The following is a 24,094-nucleotide window of genomic DNA, read 5'->3' as shown; positions in this document are numbered from 1 at the left end:
TTATAAAATGGGATGTATTGCTGCTGACGTGCTCATGTTACTGCTGTACCAGCCACATATAAGAAGCATACGGGCTGAGCGCAATGTCCTGAGTCAACCGAGGCTTTGCCTTGGTATTCCCGACAAGCAGTTCGGGACGTTTCCCCGCAATATGATCAGTCCAGACGGCATCAGGCAGTCGGAAAACGGTATCCTGTTTACGAAAATTCGAGACAACAATTAACGATTCTTTTCCGTTTGTACGGGCGTAAGCAAATACCTCCGGGTGAGCATCATCAAGCCGTTCGTACAGCCCATCCGTCAGAACATCAATTTCTTTGCGCAGCGTAATCAGCTTCCGGTAGTGATGATAAACGGAATTCGGGTCGGCCATCTGATCCTTCACGTTAATGAATGGATATCTCTCATCCACCTTGAGCCATGGTGTGCCTGTTGTGAAACCGGCATTAGCGCTATTATCCCACTGCATCGGCGTCCGCGAATTATCCCGGGATCGCTCCTTCACGATCTGAAAAGCTTCTTCGGCTGATTTACCCCGCTCTTCCTGAAGCAAACGAATCATATTCGTGGATTCAATATCGCGGAACTCGTCAATATCTTTCCAGACCGGGTTGGGCATACCAATCTCTTCGCCCTGATAGACATATGGCGTACCTTGCAGACCATGCAGCGTTGTTGCCAGCATTTTGGCACTCTCGGCACGGTATTCCCCATCATCTGCGAATCGGGACAACGCACGTGGCTGATCATGATTGTTCAAAAATAAAGCGTTCCAGCCACCACCCGCCTGCATGCCTGTCTGCCATTCACTGAACAGCTGCTTCATCGCCTCGAAATCGTAAGGCATCAGCTCCCATTTCTGCCCGTTCGGATAATCCACCTTGAGATGATGGAAGTTAAAGGTCATCGAAAATTCTCTTGAAGCCGGGTTGGAATAACGTATACAGTGCTCCAGCGTCGTTGAAGACATCTCCCCTACGGTCACCATGTTATAAGGCCCAAACACATCCTCGTACATTTCCGTAATATACTCATGCACACGTGGTCCATCCGTATAGAACCTGCGACCATCCCCTGGTGGCACGCTTCCATCGTCATCAGGGAAACGCTGATCTTTGGAGATCAGGTTGATGACATCCATTCGGAAGCCATCTACTCCTTTTTCCGCCCAGAATTTGATCATATCGCGCACAGCCCGGCGAACCTCTTCATTTTCCCAGTTAAGGTCTGCCTGCGTTTGATCGAACAAGGTCAGAAAATACTGTCCGGTCTGCTCATCATACTGCCAGGCGGGTCCACCGAATTTGGATTGCCAGTTGTTCGGTACACCGCCGTCCGGTGCAGGGTCTCTCCAAATGTAATAATCCCGATAAGCATTGTCCCTGGATGACCGTGACTGCTTGAACCATTCATGATCTGTAGAGGAATGATTCACCACGATATCAATCATCAGCTTCATATCACGTGCCTTTAATGCTGCCAGTAATTCATCGAAATCCTCCATCGTGCCATAGTCCGGATTAATTCGATAGTAGTCCGCAACGTCATATCCGTTATCCCGTTGCGGAGATACATAGACTGGCTGAAGCCAGACAATGTCAATCCCCAGATGCTGCAAATAATCCAGCTTCTCGGTCAAACCGCGAATGTCGCCAGTCCCTGATCCTGTTGTATCGTTGAAGCTCTTCGGATACACCTGATACACCGTAGACCGCTTCCACCACGATGATGGCTCTGTATTCTTCGAACTCATGTTAACGCCTCCAATATGTTGTATTGCTCTAACCAGATTACTCGGCTATTTTCATCATCTATATTACATAAGTAAACATGTATATACAAGTTGAATCGTAAATATGATTGTTCTTCTTCTCTTCTACTCATTCCCCATTAATGTTTTGGCTGTAACATTTTTTCGGTAATTCGTTTCGCAAACTCCATGATATGTGTATTACATCGCAAAAAACCGCCTGTTTCCCCGGATTAATTCCGGTTATTCAGACGGTTGAAAAATATCCATTCTTTATTGTATTATCTTGGTTTTCATTTTTTTTGATTTTATTGCTGTGGATTTTTTACTTTTGCTTCTAACATCTGCTTCTATAAGTCCAATCTATTTTAACACTTACAGCACCTCGGGTGCCGCCAGAGATTGGCCCTGCTTCTCTCGAAGATTCAGCTTTAAAGCAGATCGTGCTGCCTTTTCTTCTGCTTCCAGTTCAGCGGCGCTAATCTCGCCGGAGAGCACAGCACGCATCCGTTTCTGATCCAGCAGTCCTTCCCATCTGGCAACTACAAATGTCGCTACACAGTTGCCCATCAGGTTCGTGAAAACACGCATCGTATCCATAAAGCGGTCTGCTCCAAGCAGCAGAGCCACTGCTGCAACCGGGAAAGCATTCACTGCTGCCGCCGTAGCGGACAGAGCAAGAAACGCTGAACCGGGAACACCCGCCATGCCTTTGGAACTCAGCATCAGTACCAACAGAATGGTGATCTCCTGACCCAATGTCAGATCAATACCGACAGCCTGAGCAACAAAAACCGTCGCTAACGATAGATAGATGGAAGCCCCATCCAGATTAAAGGAGTATCCCGTAGGTACCACGAGTCCAACCACTGCACGGTCACACCCCGCCTTCGTCAGTTTGTCCATCATACGCGGCATCACCACTTCCGAAGAGCCTGTTCCAATCGCAAGCATCACTTCCGAACGAGTGTACCGGACAAACTGCATAAAGTTCAGCCCCGTAATCCACCATGCAGCCAGCGCTAACAGCAACAGGAACAACAGGGCAGCACCGTAACAAGCCAATATTAACAGTCCAAAGGATGAAAGGGTTGAGGCCCCATACGCACCTACGGTATAGGCCATTGCGCCAAAAGCGCCTACCGGGGCCAGCTTCATAATGTAACCGATCATCCGGAACACGATCCCAAGCAGCTGCTCTACCAGGTTCAATACATTCTCTTTGGCCTTACTCTCTGTGGCTGCCAAGGCAACCCCGAACATACAGGCAACAAGCAGCACTTGAAGCAGAGCATTCTGGGCAAAGGCATCCACGACACTTGTTGGAATAATGTTCATAATAAAATCAACCGTATGCGGAAGCTCAGACCCCTTCGTTTTGGCTTCAATTCCGCTGGCGTCAATGGTGGCCGGATCTACATTCATTCCCGCCCCCGGACGAAGCAGGTTGGCTGTGCATAAACCAAGCACAAGTGCAACCGTTGTGGCAAGCTCGAACCATAGAATCGCTTTAAGCCCGATTCGACCAACAGACTTCAGATCGCCCATTTTGGCGATACCTGTAACGATGACCATAAAAATTAACGGTGCAATCAGCATCTTGATTAATTTGATAAAGCCTGTACCCAAGGGTTGCAAAAGACTTCCCAGATCGGGCCACAGAATACCTACTCCAATACCGATTATTACTGCTGCAATGATCTGAAAAAATAAAGATTTCACAAATGTCATGAGCGCTCCCCCGTTTGCAATCGTTTCGGATCTCCGGTTGGTTTCCGTGTAACTTTTTATATCATTACCGTCTTCCAAGCTACAATGTCATTTCGTTCATTTTGTGATGATGACCAAGAATCACCCTCAAAATTGAGTGCTAAGCACAAAAAAAAGCGAATGACGCATCATCTTTCTTGACGCATCATTCGCCTTTTATAATTTTATGATTATGAAACTAGCCTCAAATCGGCTTCCTTCTTACAAAGAAATGGAGTCCCCTGGTGCCATCACACGCCCCTCGAGCCCTCTGGCAGCGAGCTGCTGCACAAATTGCTCTGCGTCCTGACGAATGGCAGGGAAGGTGTCATAGTGAACAGGAATAGTCAGCTTGGCATTAAACCATTCTGCCGCCTGCAGTGCATCCTCGGGTCCCATCGTATAATGCCCGCCAATCGGCAGAAAAGCAACATCAATGTTGTGACGGTCCCCGATCATTTTCATATCACCGAAGAGACTTGTATCTCCGGCATGCAGCACCGTTTTGCCATCAATATCAATAATAAATCCGGCAGGTAATCCCGCATACATAATCCGCTGCTCCTCTTCCAGCACAATGCCGGATGTATGGAAGGCCTGGATCATTTTTGCTTTGGCAAAGTCAAGATCGACCGTGCCGCCCATATTCATGCCAATGGTATCCAGCCCTTTCCACGACATATATGTAGCTAATTCCACAATCGCCACCACTTTGGCATCATTGGCTTTGGCAATCGGTTCAGCATCCAGAATGTGATCCATATGTGCATGGGTTAACAGCACCACATCTGTCTTGATATCTTCCGGTTTAACCACCGCAAGCTCATTACCACGCAGGAAAGGATCAATAATGAGCGACTTTTCTTCTGTGCCCAGCTGCACACTGGAGTGTCCGTGATACGTAATGTTCAACAATTCAGGTTCCTCCTGACATCTATATAAGTTGAATTAACGTTGTTCACAGCTTCTACTTCGATGACAGAATAACCTGAAGAGTAGCGGTTATCCCCAGATTTTTTGGATTCCCTTTTCTAAAGGGAAAAATCCGGTGATAAAGGCGAAGCGCATGCTTCCGATGTAGCTTTCTTTCAGAAAGCTTTAAGCTCCGCTTTTCCAGATTTTATCTGTCCTCTCCGTATCCGTTTGAACAAAAATTTCAACTTATATTCGAATATATTTTTAAATTAATTATAATTCAGTACACACTGCGAGTGCAAAACTGTCATCTTTGTTACGTACGACAGCCAACCACACACAATAACATACTTATATACATGTAAGATGAAACGGTTTGAACGCATCCAATCTTGTAACGCATATGTTATGGTTCTTTCTGTATACTGCCATGTTGTCAGAATAACCTGCGATCTGGATACTTACACACGATATTTATACACTGCTTGCAAGTTGCTTACTCGCCGCCCTTACGCTTCTTACAGTACACCCTCGCTTCATATGGCTGCAGCAACATAGCTCCTTCGTCGGTCGAATAACGCCTGCTGACGTTACACATCATACATTTGGCCTCTTCTGCATTCCAGCCCTCCGGCCAGGCCATTTCGGGCTCGTTAGCACTAAAGTTCATCACAATCAGCCACTCTTCCTCCTCCAGAGTACGCGTATACGCATAAATCTCCGGGTGATCAGGCAGCAGCAATTCGTAGGCTCCATAAATCAGAACATGATGCTGTTTGCGCAGTGCAATCAATTTGCGGTAATAATGCAAAATGGAATGCGGATCACTTTCCGCTTCCGCGACATTGATCCCGGCATAATTGCCGTTTACTTCGATCCACGGCTCGCCTGTCGTAAAACCTGCGTGTTTCGAGTCATCCCACTGCATGGGTGTACGGGCATTGTCCCGACTTTTCAGCCAGATGGCCTCCATGACTTCATGTTTGGATTTCCCTTGCCCGATATAGTGATTGTAATAATTTTTCGTTTCGATATCCCGGTACTGCTCGATATCCGGGAAAGCCACATTGGTCATGCCAATCTCTTCCCCCTGATAGATGTATGGTGTGCCTTCCAGGGTTAACATCCATGTTGCCAGCATCTGAGCCGAGCGTACTCTGTATTTTCCATCATCTCCAAAACGCGACACCGGGCGCGGCTGATCATGATTGCCCATATAATTGGCATTCCAGCCCCGGCCATGGAGTACCGTCTGCCAACGACTCATAATTTCTTTTAACTCGGTCAGCTTCCACGGCTTGTAATTCCATTTGCCAATGCCGGAAGAACGGGCATCAATGAACATATGCTCGAACTGAAACACCATATTTAACTCATCCCGATCTGTACCCACATAAGCCAAAGCCTGCTCAGGTCCAAGCCCCGAGGTTTCTCCTACTGTCATCGGGCCATACGGCTTGAGAATCATGTTGTTCAGCTTGCGCAGGATGGAGTGCACTTGCTCCAGATTGGAAAACAGCTCATACGCCTGCACCACAGGCAGATTGTTCGGGTTGTGGGCACTTGGCAAACCATCTGCCTTGGCGATATGAGCCACTGCATCGAAGCGGAAGCCGTCCACCCCTTTTTCCAGCCACCAATGCACCATCTCGTACATCTCTTCCGCCATCTCCGGGTTGTTCCAGTTCAGATCGGGCTGATGCTCCGAGTACAGATGCAGATAATATTCATTGGTTTCCGGGTCATGCTTCCACACCGAGCCTCCAAAATAAGACTCCCAGTTGTTTGGCACCTGTCCGTTTTTACCTGAACGCCAGATGTAATAGTCACGCCTCGCGTTGGTTTTCGAGGAACGAGATTCGGCAAACCAGGCATGTTCATCCGACGTGTGATTAAGCACAAGATCCATCATAATTTTGAGCCCGCGCCGATGTGCCTCGGCAAGCAGACGATCGAAATCTTCCATCGTGCCGTATTTTCGTAAAATAGCATAATAATCACGGATATCGTAACCGTTATCATGACCTGGTGAATCGTATATCGGACAAATCCAGATTACATCCACCCCGAGCTTCTCCAGATAATCCAGCTTCTCACAGATTCCCTGTAAATCGCCGTAACCATCGCCGTCAGTATCCTTGAAGCTGCTCGGGTAAATCTGATATACCACACTTTCCTTCCACCAAACGATAATGCCCACCTCGCTTTCGTCTCTTGTGAAGTAATTCACCCGTTACTATGTTTTATCCGAAAAGAAACCCTTGTAAACACCCGAACTCGGTTCATACGCAAAAAAGACCCGAAACCTGATCGCATCAAGCGATCCGCTTCGAATCTTAACTCCCGGAACATCTATTTTAACGGAATATATATCTTCATATCCAGCCGCTCCGGTGTTGATTTCCACACATCCGTCACTTCAAAATCCGGCCCTTCGCGGCGCTCGTATTTGGATGCAGGCAGCCAGCTGCCATAGATCATTCTGCGCACGTCCTGCTCGGCGCCTTCGGTAATAAACTCGGCATACAAGCCGCCCGGAATCTCCAGGCTGGTATATCCGGGTTCAAGAGGGAAAGATTCCAGAGATTCCTTCCTTCCACCGCTCTCCTCCCCTACAATAAACGAAAATGCGCCATCCTCCTGAAAATGAGTCGCAACCCCGTACGCCATATCCGGGCGAAGCCGATCAGGAATGCTCATGAACCTTTGCTCACGACCAAACTCATGATAGAATCCGGGAATTTCTCCGTAATGCTGCTCACCGTTCAGATGTGTCTGATATTCGTAACCTGTGATGCGGATTGGCTCCAATGTAACTAGACGTGGCGGGTTCATATGGAACGCAGTGCCGAGCTGTGAACGGAATTCGTTAAAATCGATGCTGCACTGCATCTGTCCATCGGCAGCAAGTTCTTCCGATTTTCGAAAACGGGCGGGTGTCGTTCCAAAGTGAGCATCAAATGCCCGGGTAAAAGCTTCCTGAGACTGATACCCATGATTCAAAGCAATCTCCAGCACCCCCATCGCCGTATGCCGCAGCGCAGAAGCCGCCTCTGTTAACCTGCGTTTGCGCACATATTCCAGCACAGTAAAACCGGTAATCGCCTGAAACAGTCGCTGAAAATGAAAAGCCGAAAAGCTCGTTACTGCAGCAGCCTCCTTCATATTAAAAGGTTCATGCAGATGTGCTTCCAGATGTTCAATGGCAAGCTGAATACGTGAGTAATGATCCATAACATTTACCTCTCCTGTTCCTAAATAGAATATGTACTTTACTGGTCTGTTCCTTCACTTAGTATGACTGGAGTACCCGAGCTTTTTTTGATGCTGAATGCGAACTTGCTCCCTGTATGGGGGCGACTCTTGGATTGTTCAAATGATGACCAGAGCAAGTCGCAGGGACCTTATCACATTCTCTATAAACATAGCAAAAAATCCCTTGTCCGCCGCTGCATCCTGCGGCAGACTTGGCTAACCACAGGAGGCAAACATTGAACAAGAGAGAACAGATTCCTTTGAAACTTTTACTGCTAACCTTTCCAATACCCCGACACTGGCTGAATGCCCCATATGTCTGTAGCATACTCGCTAATCGTGCGGTCACTGGAGAAAATGCCTGAATGTGCTGTATTTAACACGGCCTTGCGGGTCCAGCCCGGAACATCCCGGTAGGCCAGATCAATGGCGGCATGTGCATCCGCATAGGCTGCAAAATCACGCAGCACAAAATATTCATCCCCATGGGCAAGCAGCGAATCATAAATATCCCAGAACTCCCCATCCCGATAACAGAATGCGCCCGGGTGCACCAGCTGCTCCACGACCTCACGGATGCGCTCATCCTGCTCGACAATCTCGCTTGGCCGATAGCTGCCCGTGCGATAATACTCCAGCACTTCATCCGCGCGCAGACCATAGATGAACATATTTTCTTCGCCCACCTGCTCTGCCATCTCTACATTCGCGCCATCCATCGTGCCGATCGTTAACGCACCGTTCATCATGAACTTCATGTTGCCTGTACCCGACGCTTCCTTGCCCGCCGTCGAGATCTGTTCACTCACATCAGCCGCCGGAATAATCTTCTCGGCCAGTGAAACGGAATAATTTTCGAGGAAAAAGACCTTTAATCGATCATTCACCGCTGCATCGCGGTTCACCGTATCCGCCACCGTGTTAATCAGCTTGATAATTTTTTTGACAAAATAATAACTCGGCGCTGCCTTGGCTCCAAAGATAAAGGTTCGCGGCACCATATCAAACGAAGCGTCTCGCTTCAGCTTGTTATACAGATGCATCACATGCAAAATGTTCAGCAGCTGTCTTTTGTATCCATGCAGCCTTTTTACCTGTACGTCAAACACCGAATCCGGGTCAACGGTCGTTCCGGTATGATCGAGAATGTATGCCGCCAGACGATTTTTATTATCACGTTTGATCGCACGGAACTGCTCCTGGAAGGAGGCCTGATTCGCAAAACCTGCCAGCTGCTCCAGTCTGCCCGGCTCGGTAACCCATTCATTGCCGATCGTTTCTGTAATGAGACTCGCCAGCTTCGGATTGGCATGCATTAACCAGCGGCGGTGTGTAATGCCATTGGTTTTGTTGTTAAAGCGCTCCGGGTACAAGGCGTAAAAAGGCGCCATCTCGCGCTCCTTCAGAATTTCCGTGTGCAGTGCGGCTACACCGTTCACGCTATGACTGCCCACGATGGCGAGGTGAGCCATGCGAACCTGATCATTCGCAATAATTGCCATATGCTCAACCCGATCCGAATCGCCTGGATAGCGATCCAGCAGCATGCCGCAGAAGCGTTTATTGATCTCTTCAATAATCATATAAATCCGTGGAAGCAGCTTGCTGACCATGGACACAGGCCATTTTTCCAGCGCCTCACTAAGCGTTGTATGATTTGTATAAGACACGGTTCGTGTGGTAATATCCCATGCCTCATCCCAGCCATAACCCTTCTCGTCCATCAGAATCCGCATCAGTTCAGGAATGACCAGTGTCGGATGGGTGTCATTGATATGAAACGCCGCTTTGTCTGGCAGACGGTCGTAAGGCAGCCCCAGCTTGTTAAATGTACGAAGTGCACTCTGCACACCAGCCGAGCACATAAAATATTGCTGCTTCAAACGCAGCAGCTTGCCTTCATACTGGGAATCATCCGGGTACAAAAATTCGGAGATAGATTCTACCGAACGGCTGTAATCGAGATATCCATAATAATTCGACGGTGTATCCATCGAGGTTTCACGCTTCGGTTCAGCGCTCCAGAGGCGTAATGTGTTGACATGAGGATGACCATAACCGATGACAGGCACATCGTAAGGCACAGCAATGACCGATTCGGCATCCTTCGTTACAAAATGGTACCGTCCATCCTGTTCATAAGTCTCGACCCGGCCCCAGAACTGCACCTCTACCTTCTTGTCTGCACGCCGGACTTCCCACTCATTGCCCTTTTCCAGCCAGTTATCCGGCAGCTCTACCTGGTTGCCATTAATAATTTTCTGCTCAAATAACCCGTATTTGTACCGGATACCGCATCCATGTCCCGCATAACCAAGTGAGGCCAGGGAATCAAGAAAACAGGCTGCGAGTCGCCCAAGACCACCGTTACCCAAACCTGCATCCGACTCCTGCTCCTCAATACATTCCAGTGAAAAGCCCAGCTCAGCCAGACTGTCACGGACCAGCTCCAGTTCATTCACGTTTAGCAGATTGTTGCCGAGCAGACGTCCAATCAGAAATTCCAGCGAGAAGTAATACACCTGTTTATCCTGACGTTTCTTGAATCCCTGATTCGAGGCTGCCCAGTCCTGGCCTGCATATTCGCGAATCATGCTGCCAAGCACGTGGTACACGTCTTCCTTCGTAGCTTCTTCAATCGGTTTGCCCAGTTTGCTGACGAGATTCCGTTGAAAGATCGACTTGAACGTTTCCTTGTTGTCAAACAAAAGTAGGTTCCTCCCGGTGAAATCCTGCGAGTTTAGAGCGGTTCATGGCTTGTTTATCAGACATGAGGCGGCAGCTTTAAAATGCTGGACGTTGGCGCCGAGCACCCGTTTCGGTCACGAATCGTTCTTTCGATCGCTGTTGTCTCTCCATTTCTTAAATTACCTTTTAAACGGTTGAAATGGAGAGACAAAGGCGAGCGCTTCGCTTCTTCAGAATCGATTTCGTTCCCTCCACTGCGTCTGCACCAACATAGCAACTTTAACGGTGGCTTCATGCGTTCAAAAAGGCAAGAACCTGAAAATTTACCCGCAGGATTTTATTTTTATATATAGTTATAGATGATATCGGATAAGGTTTTGTTTTATATAATAGTGCTTTTTGCCAAAATATACGGCTTCGACGGGTCACCGATTAACGTCTGCCCGCCCGTCAGCTTCACATCTTTATCCAGAATGACGTTTTCCAGCACAGTGCCCTCGCCGATGTAACATTTCTGCATAATGATCGAGCCCTTGATCCTCGCTCCTTTGGCAACATGCACACCCCGGAACAGGATGCTGTCCTCTACCTCGCCGCCTACGATGCAGCCGTTGGCAAGCAAAGAGTGTTTCACATCAGCCGACTCCAGATATTTGGCAGGAGCTTCATATTTGATCTTGGTTTGCACCGGATCTTCCTTGAACAGCTGGTCGTACTGCCCTGTATTCAGCAGGTCCATACTGTTGCGATAGTAGCTGTCGATGGAATTAATAACGGCATGATATCCTTCGTAGGCATAAGCCGCGATCTTCAGACCGCTCGGATTTTTCTGAATCGCGTCACGGAAGAAATGTGTCTCACCATGCTCAATGCAGCGCTGCACCTGCTTGAGGAACAGCCCTTTTTCCATAATAAAAATCTCCGTATATATATTCGTATGGTCCGCACATTGGTGAATGTCCACCACATTGCCGTCTTCATCGTGATCGACTTTGATGCAGGCTTCATGCTCAGGCAGCAGCTGGTCTACTTTTTTGCAAACGAGTGTTACGTCCGCTCCCGAACGGATATGATGCTGATAGACATCCTGAAGATCGGCTTTAGTCACATGCCGGCTGCCCGCGTGAACGACGTACTGCCCGGCACCTCTGTGGAAAAAATCCAGATTATTATGAAAATGCTGCAGATCTCCCTGCGAAGTATCGGTCGGATCGTTCCAATCCGGGGGAAGAATAAACATGCCGCCGTGCTTGCGGTCCAGGTCCCACGGCTTGCCATCTCCCAGATGGTCCATCAGCGAACGATATTTACGGCGGACAAACACACCAATGCTCTCAATACCCGCATTCATCATGTTGGACAAGACAAAATCAATCAGACGATAACGCCCCGCATAAGGCACCGCAGCTCCGCAGCGAAAATACGTCAATTCCTTCAACTCTTCAAGTTCATGGTCCAGGTTAATAACTCCGATCAATGATTTCATCGCGCGCACCGTCCTTTTTGAAACAAATTGGTAAAATACAACGTCTTGTATCCACACATTGCTCTCATCAACGGATCAGGGTGTAATGCCTTGGCGCAGCTGACGCTCCAGCTCCTCCTGATCCACCAGCAGAATATCACTCTCGTCTCCAGGTGCAGGCGCAATGCGGGTACCGTCAGGTATCACTAACCCTTCGGAAATAATCGCTTTGTGGATGGATACATTCCGGCCAATGCGAACTCTCGGCATAACTACTGAATCAATAACGGCACTATTCTCTCCCACCTCGGTGCCATAGAACAGGACAGAATGCCTCACCTCTCCGTGCACAATGCTGCCCTCGCTGATAATGCAGTTACGCACCTTGGCGGCAGGTGATATATATTGAGCAGGCTGATTCGGGTTGCGGGTAAAAATACGCCAGTTCGGATCATTCAGATTCAGCGGCGTTTCCTCATCCAGCAGGTCCATATTGGATTCCCACAGACTGCGAATCGTTCCAACGTCTTTCCAGTAGCCTTCAAACGGATAGGCGAATAATGATTTGTCATTTTCAAGCAGCAAAGGAATGATATCTTTACCAAAGTCATAGGAGGTGGACGGCTGCTGTTCATCCTGGATCAGGAAGCGTTTCAGCACATCCCATTTGAAGAGATAAATGCCCATAGAAGCAAGGGTGCTTCGAGGCTGAGAAGGTTTTTCCTCGAATTCATAGATACTGTAGTCTTCATTGGTATTCAAAATGCCAAAACGGCTTGCTTCCTCCAGCGGTACATCAATAACTGAAATGGTGCAGTCGGCATTTTTTTCCTTGTGATACTGAAGCATCTTGTCGTAGTCCATCTTATAAATATGATCGCCAGATAGAATCAGCACATGCTCGGGATCAAATTGTTCAATGAAGTTCAGGTTGCGATAAATCGCATCTGCCGTGCCCCGGTACCAATTGCTTCCATCCTCCCGTTCATGGGGAGGAAGCACGAAGACCCCGCCATTTTTGCGGTCCAGGTCCCAGTCACTGCCAATCCCAATATAGGAATGCAGCACGAGCGGTTCATACTGCGTCAGAACCCCCACCGTGTCAATTCCCGAATTCGAGCAGTTGCTCAGGGGAAAATCAATAATACGGTACGTTCCTCCAAAATAAACCGCGGGTTTCGCGAGTGATTTTGTCAACCCTTTCAACCGTTTGCCCTGCCCTCCGGCCAGAAGCATTGCGACAACCTCTTTTTTTGCCATCATTACAGCCTCCTCCACATGCATTCATTCTGATTCATTTCAGAGCCCATAATCGTAATATTCAGTTGTGATAACACGGCTGTTATGATTAGGAGCGTGCTGTACAGATGTGTAACAAAAACAAGACATCGCTCCTATGTAACGGGAAGTCTTTGTTTGAGATAACGAAGATGTTGATGTTGGTGATGTTTGTGCTGATCATTCGGAAAACGTTGCTCAATGTAGAATACGACTTTACTTGCGTTGAAGATGTTACACAGACAGGTATCGAAAAATAGTCCTAATACCCATTAAACAGGAATGTAATCGAGGAAACGTGCTGTAACTGCGGCGTTAGAAAAAATTGTGCTGTCCAGGCTGGAGAACAAGCATTTTTCTACCTTTTTCTGGCCCGGCCGCTGTTATTTTAATGTATTCGCTAAACATGAATTAAAATCCTTTTGGTAATATTCTGGTAAAAATATATCTGCTGTCTTGCCAGATTGCTGCACGTCAAAAAAGCCGGATTTCTCCGGCTCAAACCTCGCCTATTTTACATTCCAATTCGCCATCATAACGTACATACGCCTTCAGATCATATACAACATTGCTCAGCACATACTGCCCCTGATTCACAAAAATCTCGATCAAGTTGGGGTCCACAAAAATATCAAGCTGCCACTCTCCATGCCATTCAGGCGTTTGAAAGTGAAGATTGTACTGCTGAAGACCCCGGAATACGTCCGAACGATCCGTACGCAATTTGCCATCCTCCAGCCATATGCGATAACCGCCAATATCCAGAACGTGATGCTCTTGAAGTACAGTTCTCAGTTGGAATGGCTGAGCATAATCGAGCTGCTCCAAGGAGATATTTCTTTGGAAATATTGCTGCACCTCAGGATGCACACGGAAATAAATATGCTCCTGCTCCACCTCGATGACACGCGGTAGTGCCATCATGCCAATCCACGACTCTTCTCCCGGCTTCTCTACAGGCTCTGGCATTCGCATCCAGGCCACCATGACTCGGCGTCCTGCCTCATCCAGATTAGTCTGCGGGGCATACAAATCCTGACCGTAATCTACCATATGTAGCTGGTCTGGAATTACGATATCACAGCTTTCCTCCTGAAAGGAAACCAGACTGCACATCGCATGACTATGGTATAACAACCCCGGTTGAATACCCTCTGGCGACATCAGCAGCACATTTCGCTGTTCCCCACTTATCCGATCCGTCAGATTGAAAACATCCGGGCATTCCCACATGTACCCTAAGCCTGGCTTGGTGTAGGTATTAACGATCGACCAGTTTATCAAGTCCTTGCTTGTATAAAACAGCAGCTTTCCCTGCTTATCCGCTGTCTTCGTGCCCATTATCAAGTAATACTGGTCCCGGAACTTCCATACTTTCGGATCACGCGTGTGTGTGCGGTCCCCCAATGCGGCATCCGTTATTGGCGGAATAATCTGTTTCTTCGAAGCCAGATTGTCAAACGTATACCCATCCTCCGAGAGAATCAAAGCCTGACTGGACTCGAATTGATCATTTACGATAACATGAACGTTCTCTTCATTGAAGACTTCATACCTGACGGCTGTATAAAATAAAACCAGCTTCCCCTGCACATCTAACGCTGTGCCCGAGAAGCAACCGTTCCGATCATACCCTTTGCTGGGAAACAAAGCGATCTTATGATGCGTCCAATGAACCAGATCCGGGCTGGTCGCATGCCCCCAATGCATCGTACCCCAATGCAAACCATACGGAAAGTATTGATAGAACAGGTGATATTCACCGCGATAAAATATAAAGCCGTTCGGGTCATTCATCCAGTTGCCTGGTGCTTTTAGATGTAACAAATCCTGTTTCATAACAGCCTCCATCCCACAATGATTTCCTTCGAACCTCTATCATAATATGGAATGCAGCTTACGTTAACTTTTTTATCATACAGGCTTCACTTCGAATTATGTTATCGTAAACCCGATCAGGTCAAAAAAGCCGCCAAGGCTGGCGACTTCAATGAAAGCACGATTCAAATAAATGAATAACAGCGTGATTAGATTATTTTGCGGAACAAGTCTATGACTTCATCCTTGGATGGCTGGTACGGATTGCCTGGTGCGCAGGCATCCTTCATCGCATTGCTCGCCAGCAGCTCCACATCAGGGTTATGCACGCCGAGCTCAGACAATTTTTCAGGAATACCTACTTCTCTCGCGAGCTCGCGAATCGCTGTAATCACATAGTCGGCACATTCCTCATCCGTGTGTTCCTTCACATCCAATCCAATCGCCTTGGCAATATGACGGAATTTGTCCGGCACATGCTTTGCATTCAACTCTTCTACATAAGGCAGCAGCATCGCGTTGCATACGCCATGTGGCAGATCGTATACACCGCCTAATTGATGCGCCATAGCATGAACGTAACCCAAGCCTGCATTGTTAAAAGCAATACCTCCCAGGAAACACGCATAGGTCATATACTCCCTGGCTTCCAGATCCGTGCCATCCTTCACCGCGCGTGGCAAATATTCAAAGATTAACTTCACCGCCGCCGCAGCTGTTGCACTCGTTACCGTAAAACCACCAGGGGATACCATGGCTTCTACCGCATGGGTTAACGCATCCATCCCGGTTGCCGCGGTCAGACTGGCAGGTTTATTCAGCATAAGCTCGGGATCATTTACCGACAGATCAACAAGACAGTTCCTATCCACCATTACCATTTTCACTTTTCGCTCCTCATCTGTAATGACATAATTCATCGTAACCTCGCTTGAAGTGCCTGCTGTTGTGTTTATAGCTACAAGCGGTACAGATTTATATTTTGATTGATGCAATCCTTCATATTCACGGATGTGTCCACCATTCGCAGCAACGATGCCTATCGCTTTAGCCGCATCCTGCGGTGAACCTCCGCCTATCGATATAATGGCGTCACAGCCATGTTTCTGGAAAATGTGTAATCCTTCATGCACCTGATGACATGTTGGATTGGGCTGTACCTCATCATATACGACGTAGTCTACCCCTGCGGTCCGCAGCATAGACATTACACGCTCGGCTACACCGGATGTGACCAGTGTGTGATCCGTAACCACCAGCGCCTTGCGTATAGCCATCTGTTCAATCAATGGAGCTGCATCCTGCAAACAGCCTATTCCCATTAAATTCACGGGTGGGACATAATATGCATGTGTTGCCATCTGAATCAGCCTCCTGCAACCTGATTTACTATTTTTATTGTAACTGAATCCGTTTGCAGTCATAGTGAATTAAATCACAATCAACTGATAAATGTTACATTCTTCCTTTATACAGAAAAAAGCGACCTGGACACCCGAGGGTGCAAGCCGCCTGAACGAAGTACGAAGATCGAGGTAGAAGGTCTAACGATCTCCAGAAGCCTTATTTCCACTCATTTACGCATAAAAAAAATCTAACGATTCCCAGCGACGCTATTTCGCCTATTTTGAGATAAAAACAGGACGAAACGGGCAAAAACCCGTAAATAACGTTACTACGAATCGTTAGATCACAAAATCACTTCAAAACGGCGAAATAAGCTCTGTGGGGATCGTTAGCCGCCTCCTTAACATAACTATAGCGCCTTGTCGTTCACACCATCAAGCCATGCCTCAATGTCACCGATGACGGAGGATACACAGCCATCCTCAAATGGTGAGTTTAATCCAGCCAGCTCGACCAGTCCGGTGAAGGACAGACTGCCGCCGGCCTTACACAATGTCAGATAATCCGCCCATGCCGATTTCATATCCTCATTGCTGCGTTTCCAGAACTGGAATGCACAGATTTGCGCCAGCGTGTAGTCGATATAATAAAATGGTGATGAGAAAATGTGCCCTTGCTTATGCCAGAATCCACCTTGCTCCAGATACGTATTATCCTTGTAGTTGATATGCGGCAGATAAATTTTCTCGATATTGCGCCATGCCTGCTTACGCTCTGTTGGCGTAGCATCCGGATTCGCATACACAAAGTGCTGGAATTCATCTACAGCTACGCCGTACGGAATAAACAGCAGTGCAGAGGAGAGATGATCAAACTTGTACTTGTCCGTGTCTTCCTTGAAGAACAGCTCCATCCACGGCCAGGTGAAAAATTCCATGCTCATCGAATGAATCTCGGCAGATTCATACGTCGGCCAGTTATATTCCGGCACAGCAAAGTTACGGCTTTGGTACACTTGGAACGCATGTCCCGCTTCATGTGTCAACACATCAATATCACCCGACGTGCCGTTGAAGTTGGAGAAAATAAACGGAACTTTATAATCGTTCAGGAAGGTACAGTATCCCCCGCCCTGTTTACCTTTTTTGCTGACCAGATCCATCAGTTCATTATCCGTCATCATCTGGAAGAACACATCGGTTTCCGGGGACAGCTCGGCATACATCTTTTTGCCGTTCTCCACAATCCAGTCTGCATCACCTTTCGGTGTTGGGTTGCCCGTCTTGAAGCTGAAGCCTTGATCGTAAAAATAGAGCGTGTCTACATCGATCCGGCTGCGCTGACGTTCTCTGAGCTTAGTGGCTACGGGCACGATATAATCGCGAACCTGTGCACGGAAATTAGCTACCATCTCCGCATTATAATCCGTACGATTCATACGGTCATAACCCAGCTCCACATAGCTTGCATATCCGAGCTTCTTCGCAATCTGTGTGCGCACCTTGACCAGTTCATCATAGATGCGGTCAAATTCAGCTTCATGCTCAGCCATGAAAGCATATCGAGCGGCGGAAGCACGTTCCCGCATAGCGCGGTCTGTTGACAATTCAAATGGATGCAGCTGTGGCAGTGTACGCTCTTCGCCTTCAAACGGAATTTTGGCTGAAGCAATCAGCTGGTTATATTCAGTAGAAAGTTTGTTTTCCTTTTGCAGTTCCTCAATCACTTCCGGGCTGAATGTTTTCAGCGAAAGCTCTGCCAGCTGGAACAGCTGTGAGCCCAGCTTCTCTTCCAGTGCCGCACGAAACTTGGAGTTTACGAGTGCACGGTAAAAATCAGTAATGTACTCCTGCACCACCGGCTGATTTTCATCCAGAAACTCATTCTCTGCTTTATAGAACTCATCGTTCGTATCAATAGAATGGCGGATGTAGACCAGTTGTGCCTGGGTTTCAAAATCACTGCGCATCGCATTGATCTTGTCCATGAATTCAGTTTGTTCTTCCACCGTAGCCGCTGCTTCAAATCCCTTCAGCAGCTCACCGAAAGAGGTTTTGATATGTTCCAGATCGGGACGTGTATACGTGTATTCACTAAACTTCATTTATGTACACCCTTTCCTGTTTGGCAAATTTCGGGAGAAACCCGAGAAGAAGCTTATCCCCTATTATACAAAAGAGAAGCCTAAAAATCCCAACTTTACGAAAAATATTTGTCCATCGGTCAAATGTTTTTATATAAAAAAGCAAAGCGCTCACATCATGGCGTGAGGTATTTTCATCGATAAGCGATCTAAAACACAAATAAGCCAGCCTCGCATCAGCGAAGCCAGCTTACAGGCTTGTCTTTGTCCAAATATGGCCGAAGCCCACAGTACGCCGAATTAATGCTGGTCCTTATCAACGATCTGATAGAACCATCCCATTCCGATCATGCCCACAACCATAACAGCAGCCAGAATAATAATATAAGTCATGAATGTAACCCCCCTGCCCGTATATTCATCTCTATACCAGTTTACACGCGGAACCACTGTTTGAATTGACGGAACATTGACAAAAATACGAAATCTTTAATTTTAGTCAACCTCATATGTCACTTTAAGAATATTATCTCTGCAAAATTATATTTTCTCTTATCTTACCGCAAGGTTTGCCTAGGGATACATGGTATTCGCATCTGTAAACAATCCGTTGTATACTAGATTTCTAGATTGGACGAATTTGCATATTACGCAATAGGACATAAACAGAAAGGCAGGAGCACATGTCAACTCGCAATACGATACGTCAATTATTATTTACTTGGTTGTTAATCTTCATGCTTGTTTTGTTATCCGCCTGTGCGAATGGAGAAGCCCATGTTACCGTAAATACGGATGGATCGGCCGATCTGGCGCTGGACCTTAGTGTATCAGACTCCGCTCTTGGCAAAATAGGACAGGAGAATGCGATGCCTTTGCTGGCAGAAGCTCTGGAACGAAACAATTTCAAAGCTGAAGTCACCAAACAGGGTGATCAGAACGTGCTGAGAGCAACTACCCGTTATGAAAAAAGCAACATGACCGGCTTTGATGCCTCCAAGCTGCCAACAGGCATTCATATCGAACAATCGACGGTTCCAGGCTTTTTCACGTCCAAAATGCATATTACTGCCGATGCAGACCTTATGGAATCCATGCCGGATGGCGATATTAAAGAACAGATCAATAAAGTTCCAGGCTTTCTCAAACGTCTGCTGTTGAAAGATATGAAATTTGATTTCAAGCTGACTCTACCAATCAAAGCTGACGATTCCAACGCAGACGAGGTGCAGGATGGCGGTAAAACGTTAATCTGGAACATCTCCCCCCTGCAAAAGAATACGCTGGATTTAACCGTACAAATTCCGAATATCCGGAATATTCTGCTGGTGGCCATTCCGGGTCTGGTGCTGATTCTGGCGCTGCTCATCTGGTTCTTCATTCGTCGCAGACGAACGAGGCAGCAATAACGGGTAATGCATAGTGCAACTAACCCGTCTAATTTGTAACTTGCCAAACGCTGTTATGGATAGTAGAATACATCCGTACTGTGTGAACGGTTAACATTTTGGCCAAGCAAAAGTTAAAGAGGTGAACAAGTTTCATGAATATCCGGGAATGCGCCCTGCCTGGTATCGGGGTGAAGTACCAGTTCCATACAAAAGGCGGCAACCAGCTCGTTATTATCAAACATGAGGACGGACGCCGTGAATTATATTCGGTGAATCCGTTGGATGAAGAAGAGCTTACGCTGATTGCAGAATTGGAAGATGATGAATGTGTAACACTCTCCGGTTTAATCGGAGGATGGTCTTGATCTTGACCACATTTCGAAACACTTCACGGTGGATTCGAACTGCGGAATAATTCAAGCGTTACTGCTGTTCCCAACTTTAAAACCTGTACCTCCGCTGGAGATACAGGTTTTTTTGGGGTCTGAAGCACTTATCAGTTCAGGGCATACTATAACATGTCCAATCGGTATCATCTGATGAGTTTGGTCTGAATGTATGGCACCCACGTTTGGAGTACCCGAATGATCTCTGCTGAATGGAACGGCTTGCTTATGAAATCCTGCATGCCGCATCGCAGACAGGCCTCCCGGTCACGTTCTTCTGCAAAGGCGGTAATCGCAGCGATCACCGGGATTTCAGGATGTTTTTTTCTAATCTCGCAAGTGGCTTCAATCCCGTCCATAACCGGCATTTGAATATCCATAAAGATCAGATCATACGACCTTTTTGCCAGCGATTCCACAGCTTGGGCACCGTTAGCTACAATATCACATACACCGCCGAATTTACGCAGCATCTCCTCCAGCAGATGACTGTTCACGGCCTGATCCTCGGCAATCAATATGCGAATGCCTTGAGCGAGATGGCTGCGGTCCAGCACCGCACTGCCTGCTGCAATTTCCGCTGCCGCACCTGTAACCACCACGTCTCTCCACTTCTCCAGCACAAGGGTAAACTGGAACTCTGCTCCTTTGCCAATCTCACTCTGAACACCGATAGCTCCGCCCATGAGCTCCACCAGTTTTTTGCTGATCGCAAGCCCCAGCCCTGTTCCACCGAACTTGCGATTGATGGATGGGTCCAGCTGCGAGAATGATTGGAATAACTGGTGCTGCTTGTCCAGAGCAATGCCAATGCCCGTATCCTTCACCTTGAACGACAGCATGAGATGATCAGGTCCGTATTCTGGCGAATGAACCGCCTCGACGCTAACCGTGATGCTCCCTTGCTCGGTAAATTTAACGGCATTGCCGACCAGATTAATCAGAATCTGACGAATTCTCGTCTCATCTCCACAGACACGCTCAGGAATCTCACCCGTGATCTCACTGTGAAGGTCAATATTTTTCTCCGCAGTTTTGACAGAAAACAATTCAATTACACTGTTCAGCGTATCGCGAATATCCACGGGTCCATGGTCCAGATCCATTTTACCTGCTTCAATTTTGCTAAAGTCCAATATTTCATTCAGGATACATAACAGCGATTCCCCGCTGTCGATCATGATCTCGGCGAATCCTCGCTGTTCCTCGTCCAGCTCGGTATCCATCAACAAATGGGCCATGCCCATCATACCGTTTAGCGGTGTACGCAGCTCGTGACTCATCACAGCCAGAAATTCGGATTTCGCACGATCGGCATGCTCGGCTGCTTCCTTGGCTCTTATAATTTCTTTGACAGACGTCATATCCCGGAATACGAGTACAGCCCCTCGTGTCTGCCCCTGATCCATAATAGGTTTCAATTGAAATTCTGCAAGAAAGCTGGACCCATCCTGTCGCCAGAATACCGATTCTGTACGCGGCAGCGCTCTTCCTTCACGCACGGCCTGAAGCATCGGTGTACCTTTTCCTGGAAAAGGAATCCCCTCGCTCTGCATCTGAATCATCATCTTTTCCAAAGGCTGGCCGTTCATCTCGTTTGGACAAATATGCATCATCTCCGCTGCCGCCGGATTGGCAAAGTTCACGTTTCCATCCAGATCAAGCCCGATGACACCTTCAGACATACTATTGAGAATCAGAGCCCGCTCATAACTTAAATTTTCGATTTCCTCTACATAACGCTTCGCTGCAGTTACATCACTTGTGATGCCATACACCCCAACCACTTTGTCTTCCAGCAAAATCGGAACGTTAATAACACTGGTTTCAATGCGCTGACCATTTTTGTGAATCAAACCAATCTCGTAGCTCTGCGCTGTTCCTTTCACCGTCTCTTCAAAATGATACCGTGTCTTCTCCAGATCCACCGGATCGATGAGATGATCAAAAGGACGGCTTAACAGCTCTTCCCGTGTATGACCGGTCAATTGCTCTTGCCCGATGTTTGCTTTCAGCAGGTTTCCTTCCCTGTCAAGAGATGCAACCCCAAGCGGATTGCAATCAAATAACGATTTATATTCCTGTAAACTCAGCTGCTGCTGTTTGCTTTCGGTAATATCACGTGTAACGGCAACCATCTCCTGCACCGCTCCGGATGCATCATACACATAATGGGTCAGCGTGTCTGCCCATACAATGGAACCATTTTTGTGCTGCAGCCGATAACTGAACCGCTCCGGTGCGAGTCCCTTCATCTGTTCACGGATGTATGCCTGCACGGTTGGAACATCATCAGGATATATGCAGAACATGCCGGACTGTCCCACCATTTCTTCCGGTTCGTAACCAAGCATGCTTCTGCTGGCATCGGATACATATTTAAACGTGCGCTCGGCATCTGCTTGATGAATCGCAATCAGATCCATGGAGGATTCGGCCAGAATACGTGAAATACGACTGCTCTCCTCCAGCTCTCTCCGCTGTTCAAGCAGCCTTTGCTCCGCTTCCTTTTGCTTGCTGATGTCCGCAGCTTGTACTAATAGATATAACGGTTCACCGCTTTTCTCGTCCCGAACGATGCAGGCTCTGATTGTAGTCCACACCAGTGTACCGTCTTTCCGTTTCAGACGTACTTCCGTCTCATACATCGGCTGTCCATGATTGGTCATGTTCCAGAAGTTATTGCGAAACTCCTCGTACCTGAGATCTTCTTCATAAATCATATGTACAATTGAGGTATCCAGCAATTCCTCTTCCGTCGATCCGATCATCTCGCAAAAAGCCGGATTTAGCTGCACCCACAATCCGTTTACGTGAGAAGCGACAGCAATGCCGATTGGCGCATGTGTATATAATTGTTCGAACAGAGAGCGACTCTGTGTGATGGAGTTCGACACTACATATCCTCCTTTAATAAGAAGATGAAATGTTATTCGTATGAACAGATCAATCTGAACATAACTTTATCTATAAAAGAGTAGTACCCCAATTACCACGAACATTAAACCGAAATCGATGTAAAAAATCTCTGGCAGCACTCGACATGTTCACATTAGCCTCACTCCTGCCATATTCACAAAAGCAAGTTAAGAATGGAGGTTATTGCCCCATGATTATTGTTGCTAATCAACCAGTTCAACTGTCGCCCTCCGAATGGTCTGCATTTGCTTGGCAGTGGTTACAGCAGCTTCAGAACCGGCCTGAACGATATGTATATCAATCGATGGAGCATCTGCACTTTGAATGGGATTTAAGGGAATCTCTCGTGGATGCAGCCAAAGGACTGGATCGAAGCGGAGTAAGCTTTGCATCATTTGAGAATTCGCGCTGCAACCCTGCCTGCTGGAACCGGAATGCCGAGGGAGGATTTGAACTTCGTCCCGATGTAACGCCTGCCGACGGCATCCGGGATATATGGAAAAACGGACATTTATATGCCTTCGAGTGTGCAACCGCTGCCGTTATTGTACTGTATGGAGGAGTGCTTGGAAGCATACGTGAGGATGCCTTTAATTCCTTATTTCGCAACCTGCTGCTGTTTGACTGGCATTATGACAGTGATCTTCGTTTGATCGAAAAAAATGGCAAGGAATCGGCCCTGCCTGGAGATGTGCTGTATTTCAAAAATCCCGACGTATCTCCCGCAACACCTGAATGGCAGGGTGAAAATACGATTATGCTGCGGGAGAACTGGTATTACGGACATGGAATCGGCATTGCAAGCGGTGAGCAGATTATTCAAACCTTGAATCAGTTCCGCTTTCCGGGCAGCCAGGTATCTGCATATCTAATGGATATGGTTATTTATCCCGACTTTCTGTATTTATCCCGCTATGCCAAAAACAACTCAGCTGACAATCCAAATGCCTCTTCTCCCGTGCTGCCAGGTCAACTATATGTGAGAGTAGGCGGTCGTCGGTATTTGCGTGTCCCGAGTTCGGGCCCTTTTACAAGCGTTTAGCGTTTTAA

General features: G+C 47.4%; 15 protein-coding genes. 3 read left to right on the top strand and 12 right to left on the bottom strand.

Annotated features, from left to right (window positions below):
• Positions 1 to 37: 37 nt before the first annotated feature.
• The 11 genes from treC to ACQSGY_RS10000 form a co-directional block, all read right to left on the bottom strand.
• Positions 38 to 1,753, bottom strand: coding sequence for an alpha,alpha-phosphotrehalase (gene treC, locus ACQSGY_RS10050; RefSeq protein WP_427051776.1), 1,716 nt, complete (start codon positions 1,751 to 1,753; stop codon positions 38 to 40).
• 372 nt (positions 1,754 to 2,125) lie between these two features.
• Entirely contained in the window at positions 2,126 to 3,481 is a 1,356-nt protein-coding gene (dctA, locus tag ACQSGY_RS10045; RefSeq protein WP_216513658.1) for a C4-dicarboxylate transporter DctA, read from the bottom strand.
• 240 nt (positions 3,482 to 3,721) lie between these two features.
• Positions 3,722 to 4,414 (bottom strand): metal-dependent hydrolase, encoded by a 693-nt coding sequence (locus tag ACQSGY_RS10040; protein ID WP_427051775.1) that lies wholly within the window; start codon positions 4,412 to 4,414, stop codon positions 3,722 to 3,724.
• A 496-nt stretch (positions 4,415 to 4,910) separates the two neighbouring features.
• A complete protein-coding gene (locus ACQSGY_RS10035) occupies positions 4,911 to 6,614 on the bottom strand; it encodes a glycoside hydrolase family 13 protein (RefSeq protein ID WP_427051774.1) in 1,704 nt (567 codons plus the stop codon).
• Between the two features lie 152 nt (positions 6,615 to 6,766).
• Complete coding sequence (locus ACQSGY_RS10030) at positions 6,767 to 7,648, bottom strand: effector binding domain-containing protein (protein ID WP_427051773.1); 882 nt, start codon at positions 7,646 to 7,648, stop codon at positions 6,767 to 6,769.
• A 296-nt stretch (positions 7,649 to 7,944) separates the two neighbouring features.
• On the bottom strand, positions 7,945 to 10,377 hold the full coding sequence (locus ACQSGY_RS10025) for a glycogen/starch/alpha-glucan phosphorylase (protein WP_427051772.1): 2,433 nt from the start codon (positions 10,375 to 10,377) through the stop codon (positions 7,945 to 7,947).
• A 362-nt stretch (positions 10,378 to 10,739) separates the two neighbouring features.
• Complete coding sequence (gene glgD / locus ACQSGY_RS10020) at positions 10,740 to 11,843, bottom strand: glucose-1-phosphate adenylyltransferase subunit GlgD (protein ID WP_216513654.1); 1,104 nt, start codon at positions 11,841 to 11,843, stop codon at positions 10,740 to 10,742.
• A gap of 75 nt (positions 11,844 to 11,918) precedes the next feature.
• A complete protein-coding gene (locus ACQSGY_RS10015; protein WP_427051813.1) occupies positions 11,919 to 13,082 on the bottom strand; it encodes a glucose-1-phosphate adenylyltransferase in 1,164 nt (387 codons plus the stop codon).
• Positions 13,083 to 13,598: 516 nt separating this feature from the next.
• A complete protein-coding gene (locus tag ACQSGY_RS10010) occupies positions 13,599 to 14,939 on the bottom strand; it encodes a glycoside hydrolase family 32 protein (RefSeq protein WP_427051771.1) in 1,341 nt (446 codons plus the stop codon).
• A gap of 188 nt (positions 14,940 to 15,127) precedes the next feature.
• Positions 15,128 to 16,279 (bottom strand): iron-containing alcohol dehydrogenase, encoded by a 1,152-nt coding sequence (locus tag ACQSGY_RS10005; RefSeq protein WP_427051770.1) that lies wholly within the window; start codon positions 16,277 to 16,279, stop codon positions 15,128 to 15,130.
• 395 nt (positions 16,280 to 16,674) lie between these two features.
• Positions 16,675 to 18,369, bottom strand: a complete 1,695-nt coding sequence (locus ACQSGY_RS10000; RefSeq protein ID WP_184186816.1) for a M3 family oligoendopeptidase — start codon at positions 18,367 to 18,369, stop codon at positions 16,675 to 16,677.
• A gap of 662 nt (positions 18,370 to 19,031) precedes the next feature.
• Between ACQSGY_RS10000 and ACQSGY_RS09995 the strand changes: the two genes are divergently transcribed.
• Positions 19,032 to 19,757: a hypothetical protein gene (locus ACQSGY_RS09995; RefSeq protein WP_427051769.1), complete on the top strand. Its 726-nt coding sequence runs from the start codon at positions 19,032 to 19,034 to the stop codon at positions 19,755 to 19,757.
• 134 nt (positions 19,758 to 19,891) lie between these two features.
• Entirely contained in the window at positions 19,892 to 20,104 is a 213-nt protein-coding gene (locus ACQSGY_RS09990) for a hypothetical protein (protein WP_111270796.1), read from the top strand.
• Between the two features lie 167 nt (positions 20,105 to 20,271).
• On the opposite strand, the gene ACQSGY_RS09985 is transcribed toward ACQSGY_RS09990, so the two are convergent.
• A complete protein-coding gene (locus ACQSGY_RS09985) occupies positions 20,272 to 23,022 on the bottom strand; it encodes a PAS domain S-box protein (RefSeq protein ID WP_427051767.1) in 2,751 nt (916 codons plus the stop codon).
• 212 nt (positions 23,023 to 23,234) lie between these two features.
• Here ACQSGY_RS09985 and ACQSGY_RS09980 point away from each other — a divergent pair, with 212 nt between their 5' ends.
• On the top strand, positions 23,235 to 24,086 hold the full coding sequence (locus ACQSGY_RS09980) for a protein-glutamine gamma-glutamyltransferase (RefSeq protein WP_427051766.1): 852 nt from the start codon (positions 23,235 to 23,237) through the stop codon (positions 24,084 to 24,086).
• Positions 24,087 to 24,094: the final 8 nt, after the last annotated feature.

Source organism: Paenibacillus sp. TC-CSREp1, from assembly GCF_050171015.1.
Taxonomy (GTDB): Bacteria; Bacillota; Bacilli; order Paenibacillales; family Paenibacillaceae; genus Paenibacillus; species Paenibacillus silvae.
Note: the sequence above shows the minus strand (reverse complement) of the source record. Positions and strands in the feature narration are given on the sequence as shown.

Coding starts and splice junctions, on each gene's coding strand:
- ACQSGY_RS09980 (WP_427051766.1), top strand. CDS start 23,235: ATGATTATTGTTGCTAATCAACCAGTTCAACTGTCGCCCTCCGAATGG.
- ACQSGY_RS10030 (WP_427051773.1), bottom strand. CDS start 7,648: ATGGATCATTACTCACGTATTCAGCTTGCCATTGAACATCTGGAAGCA.
- glgD (WP_216513654.1), bottom strand. CDS start 11,843: ATGAAATCATTGATCGGAGTTATTAACCTGGACCATGAACTTGAAGAG.
- ACQSGY_RS09990 (WP_111270796.1), top strand. CDS start 19,892: ATGAATATCCGGGAATGCGCCCTGCCTGGTATCGGGGTGAAGTACCAG.
- ACQSGY_RS10005 (WP_427051770.1), bottom strand. CDS start 16,279: ATGGCAACACATGCATATTATGTCCCACCCGTGAATTTAATGGGAATA.
- ACQSGY_RS10010 (WP_427051771.1), bottom strand. CDS start 14,939: ATGAAACAGGATTTGTTACATCTAAAAGCACCAGGCAACTGGATGAAT.
- treC (WP_427051776.1), bottom strand. CDS start 1,753: ATGAGTTCGAAGAATACAGAGCCATCATCGTGGTGGAAGCGGTCTACG.
- ACQSGY_RS09995 (WP_427051769.1), top strand. CDS start 19,032: ATGTCAACTCGCAATACGATACGTCAATTATTATTTACTTGGTTGTTA.
- ACQSGY_RS10015 (WP_427051813.1), bottom strand. CDS start 13,082: ATGGCAAAAAAAGAGGTTGTCGCAATGCTTCTGGCCGGAGGGCAGGGC.
- ACQSGY_RS10000 (WP_184186816.1), bottom strand. CDS start 18,369: ATGAAGTTTAGTGAATACACGTATACACGTCCCGATCTGGAACATATC.
- dctA (WP_216513658.1), bottom strand. CDS start 3,481: ATGACATTTGTGAAATCTTTATTTTTTCAGATCATTGCAGCAGTAATA.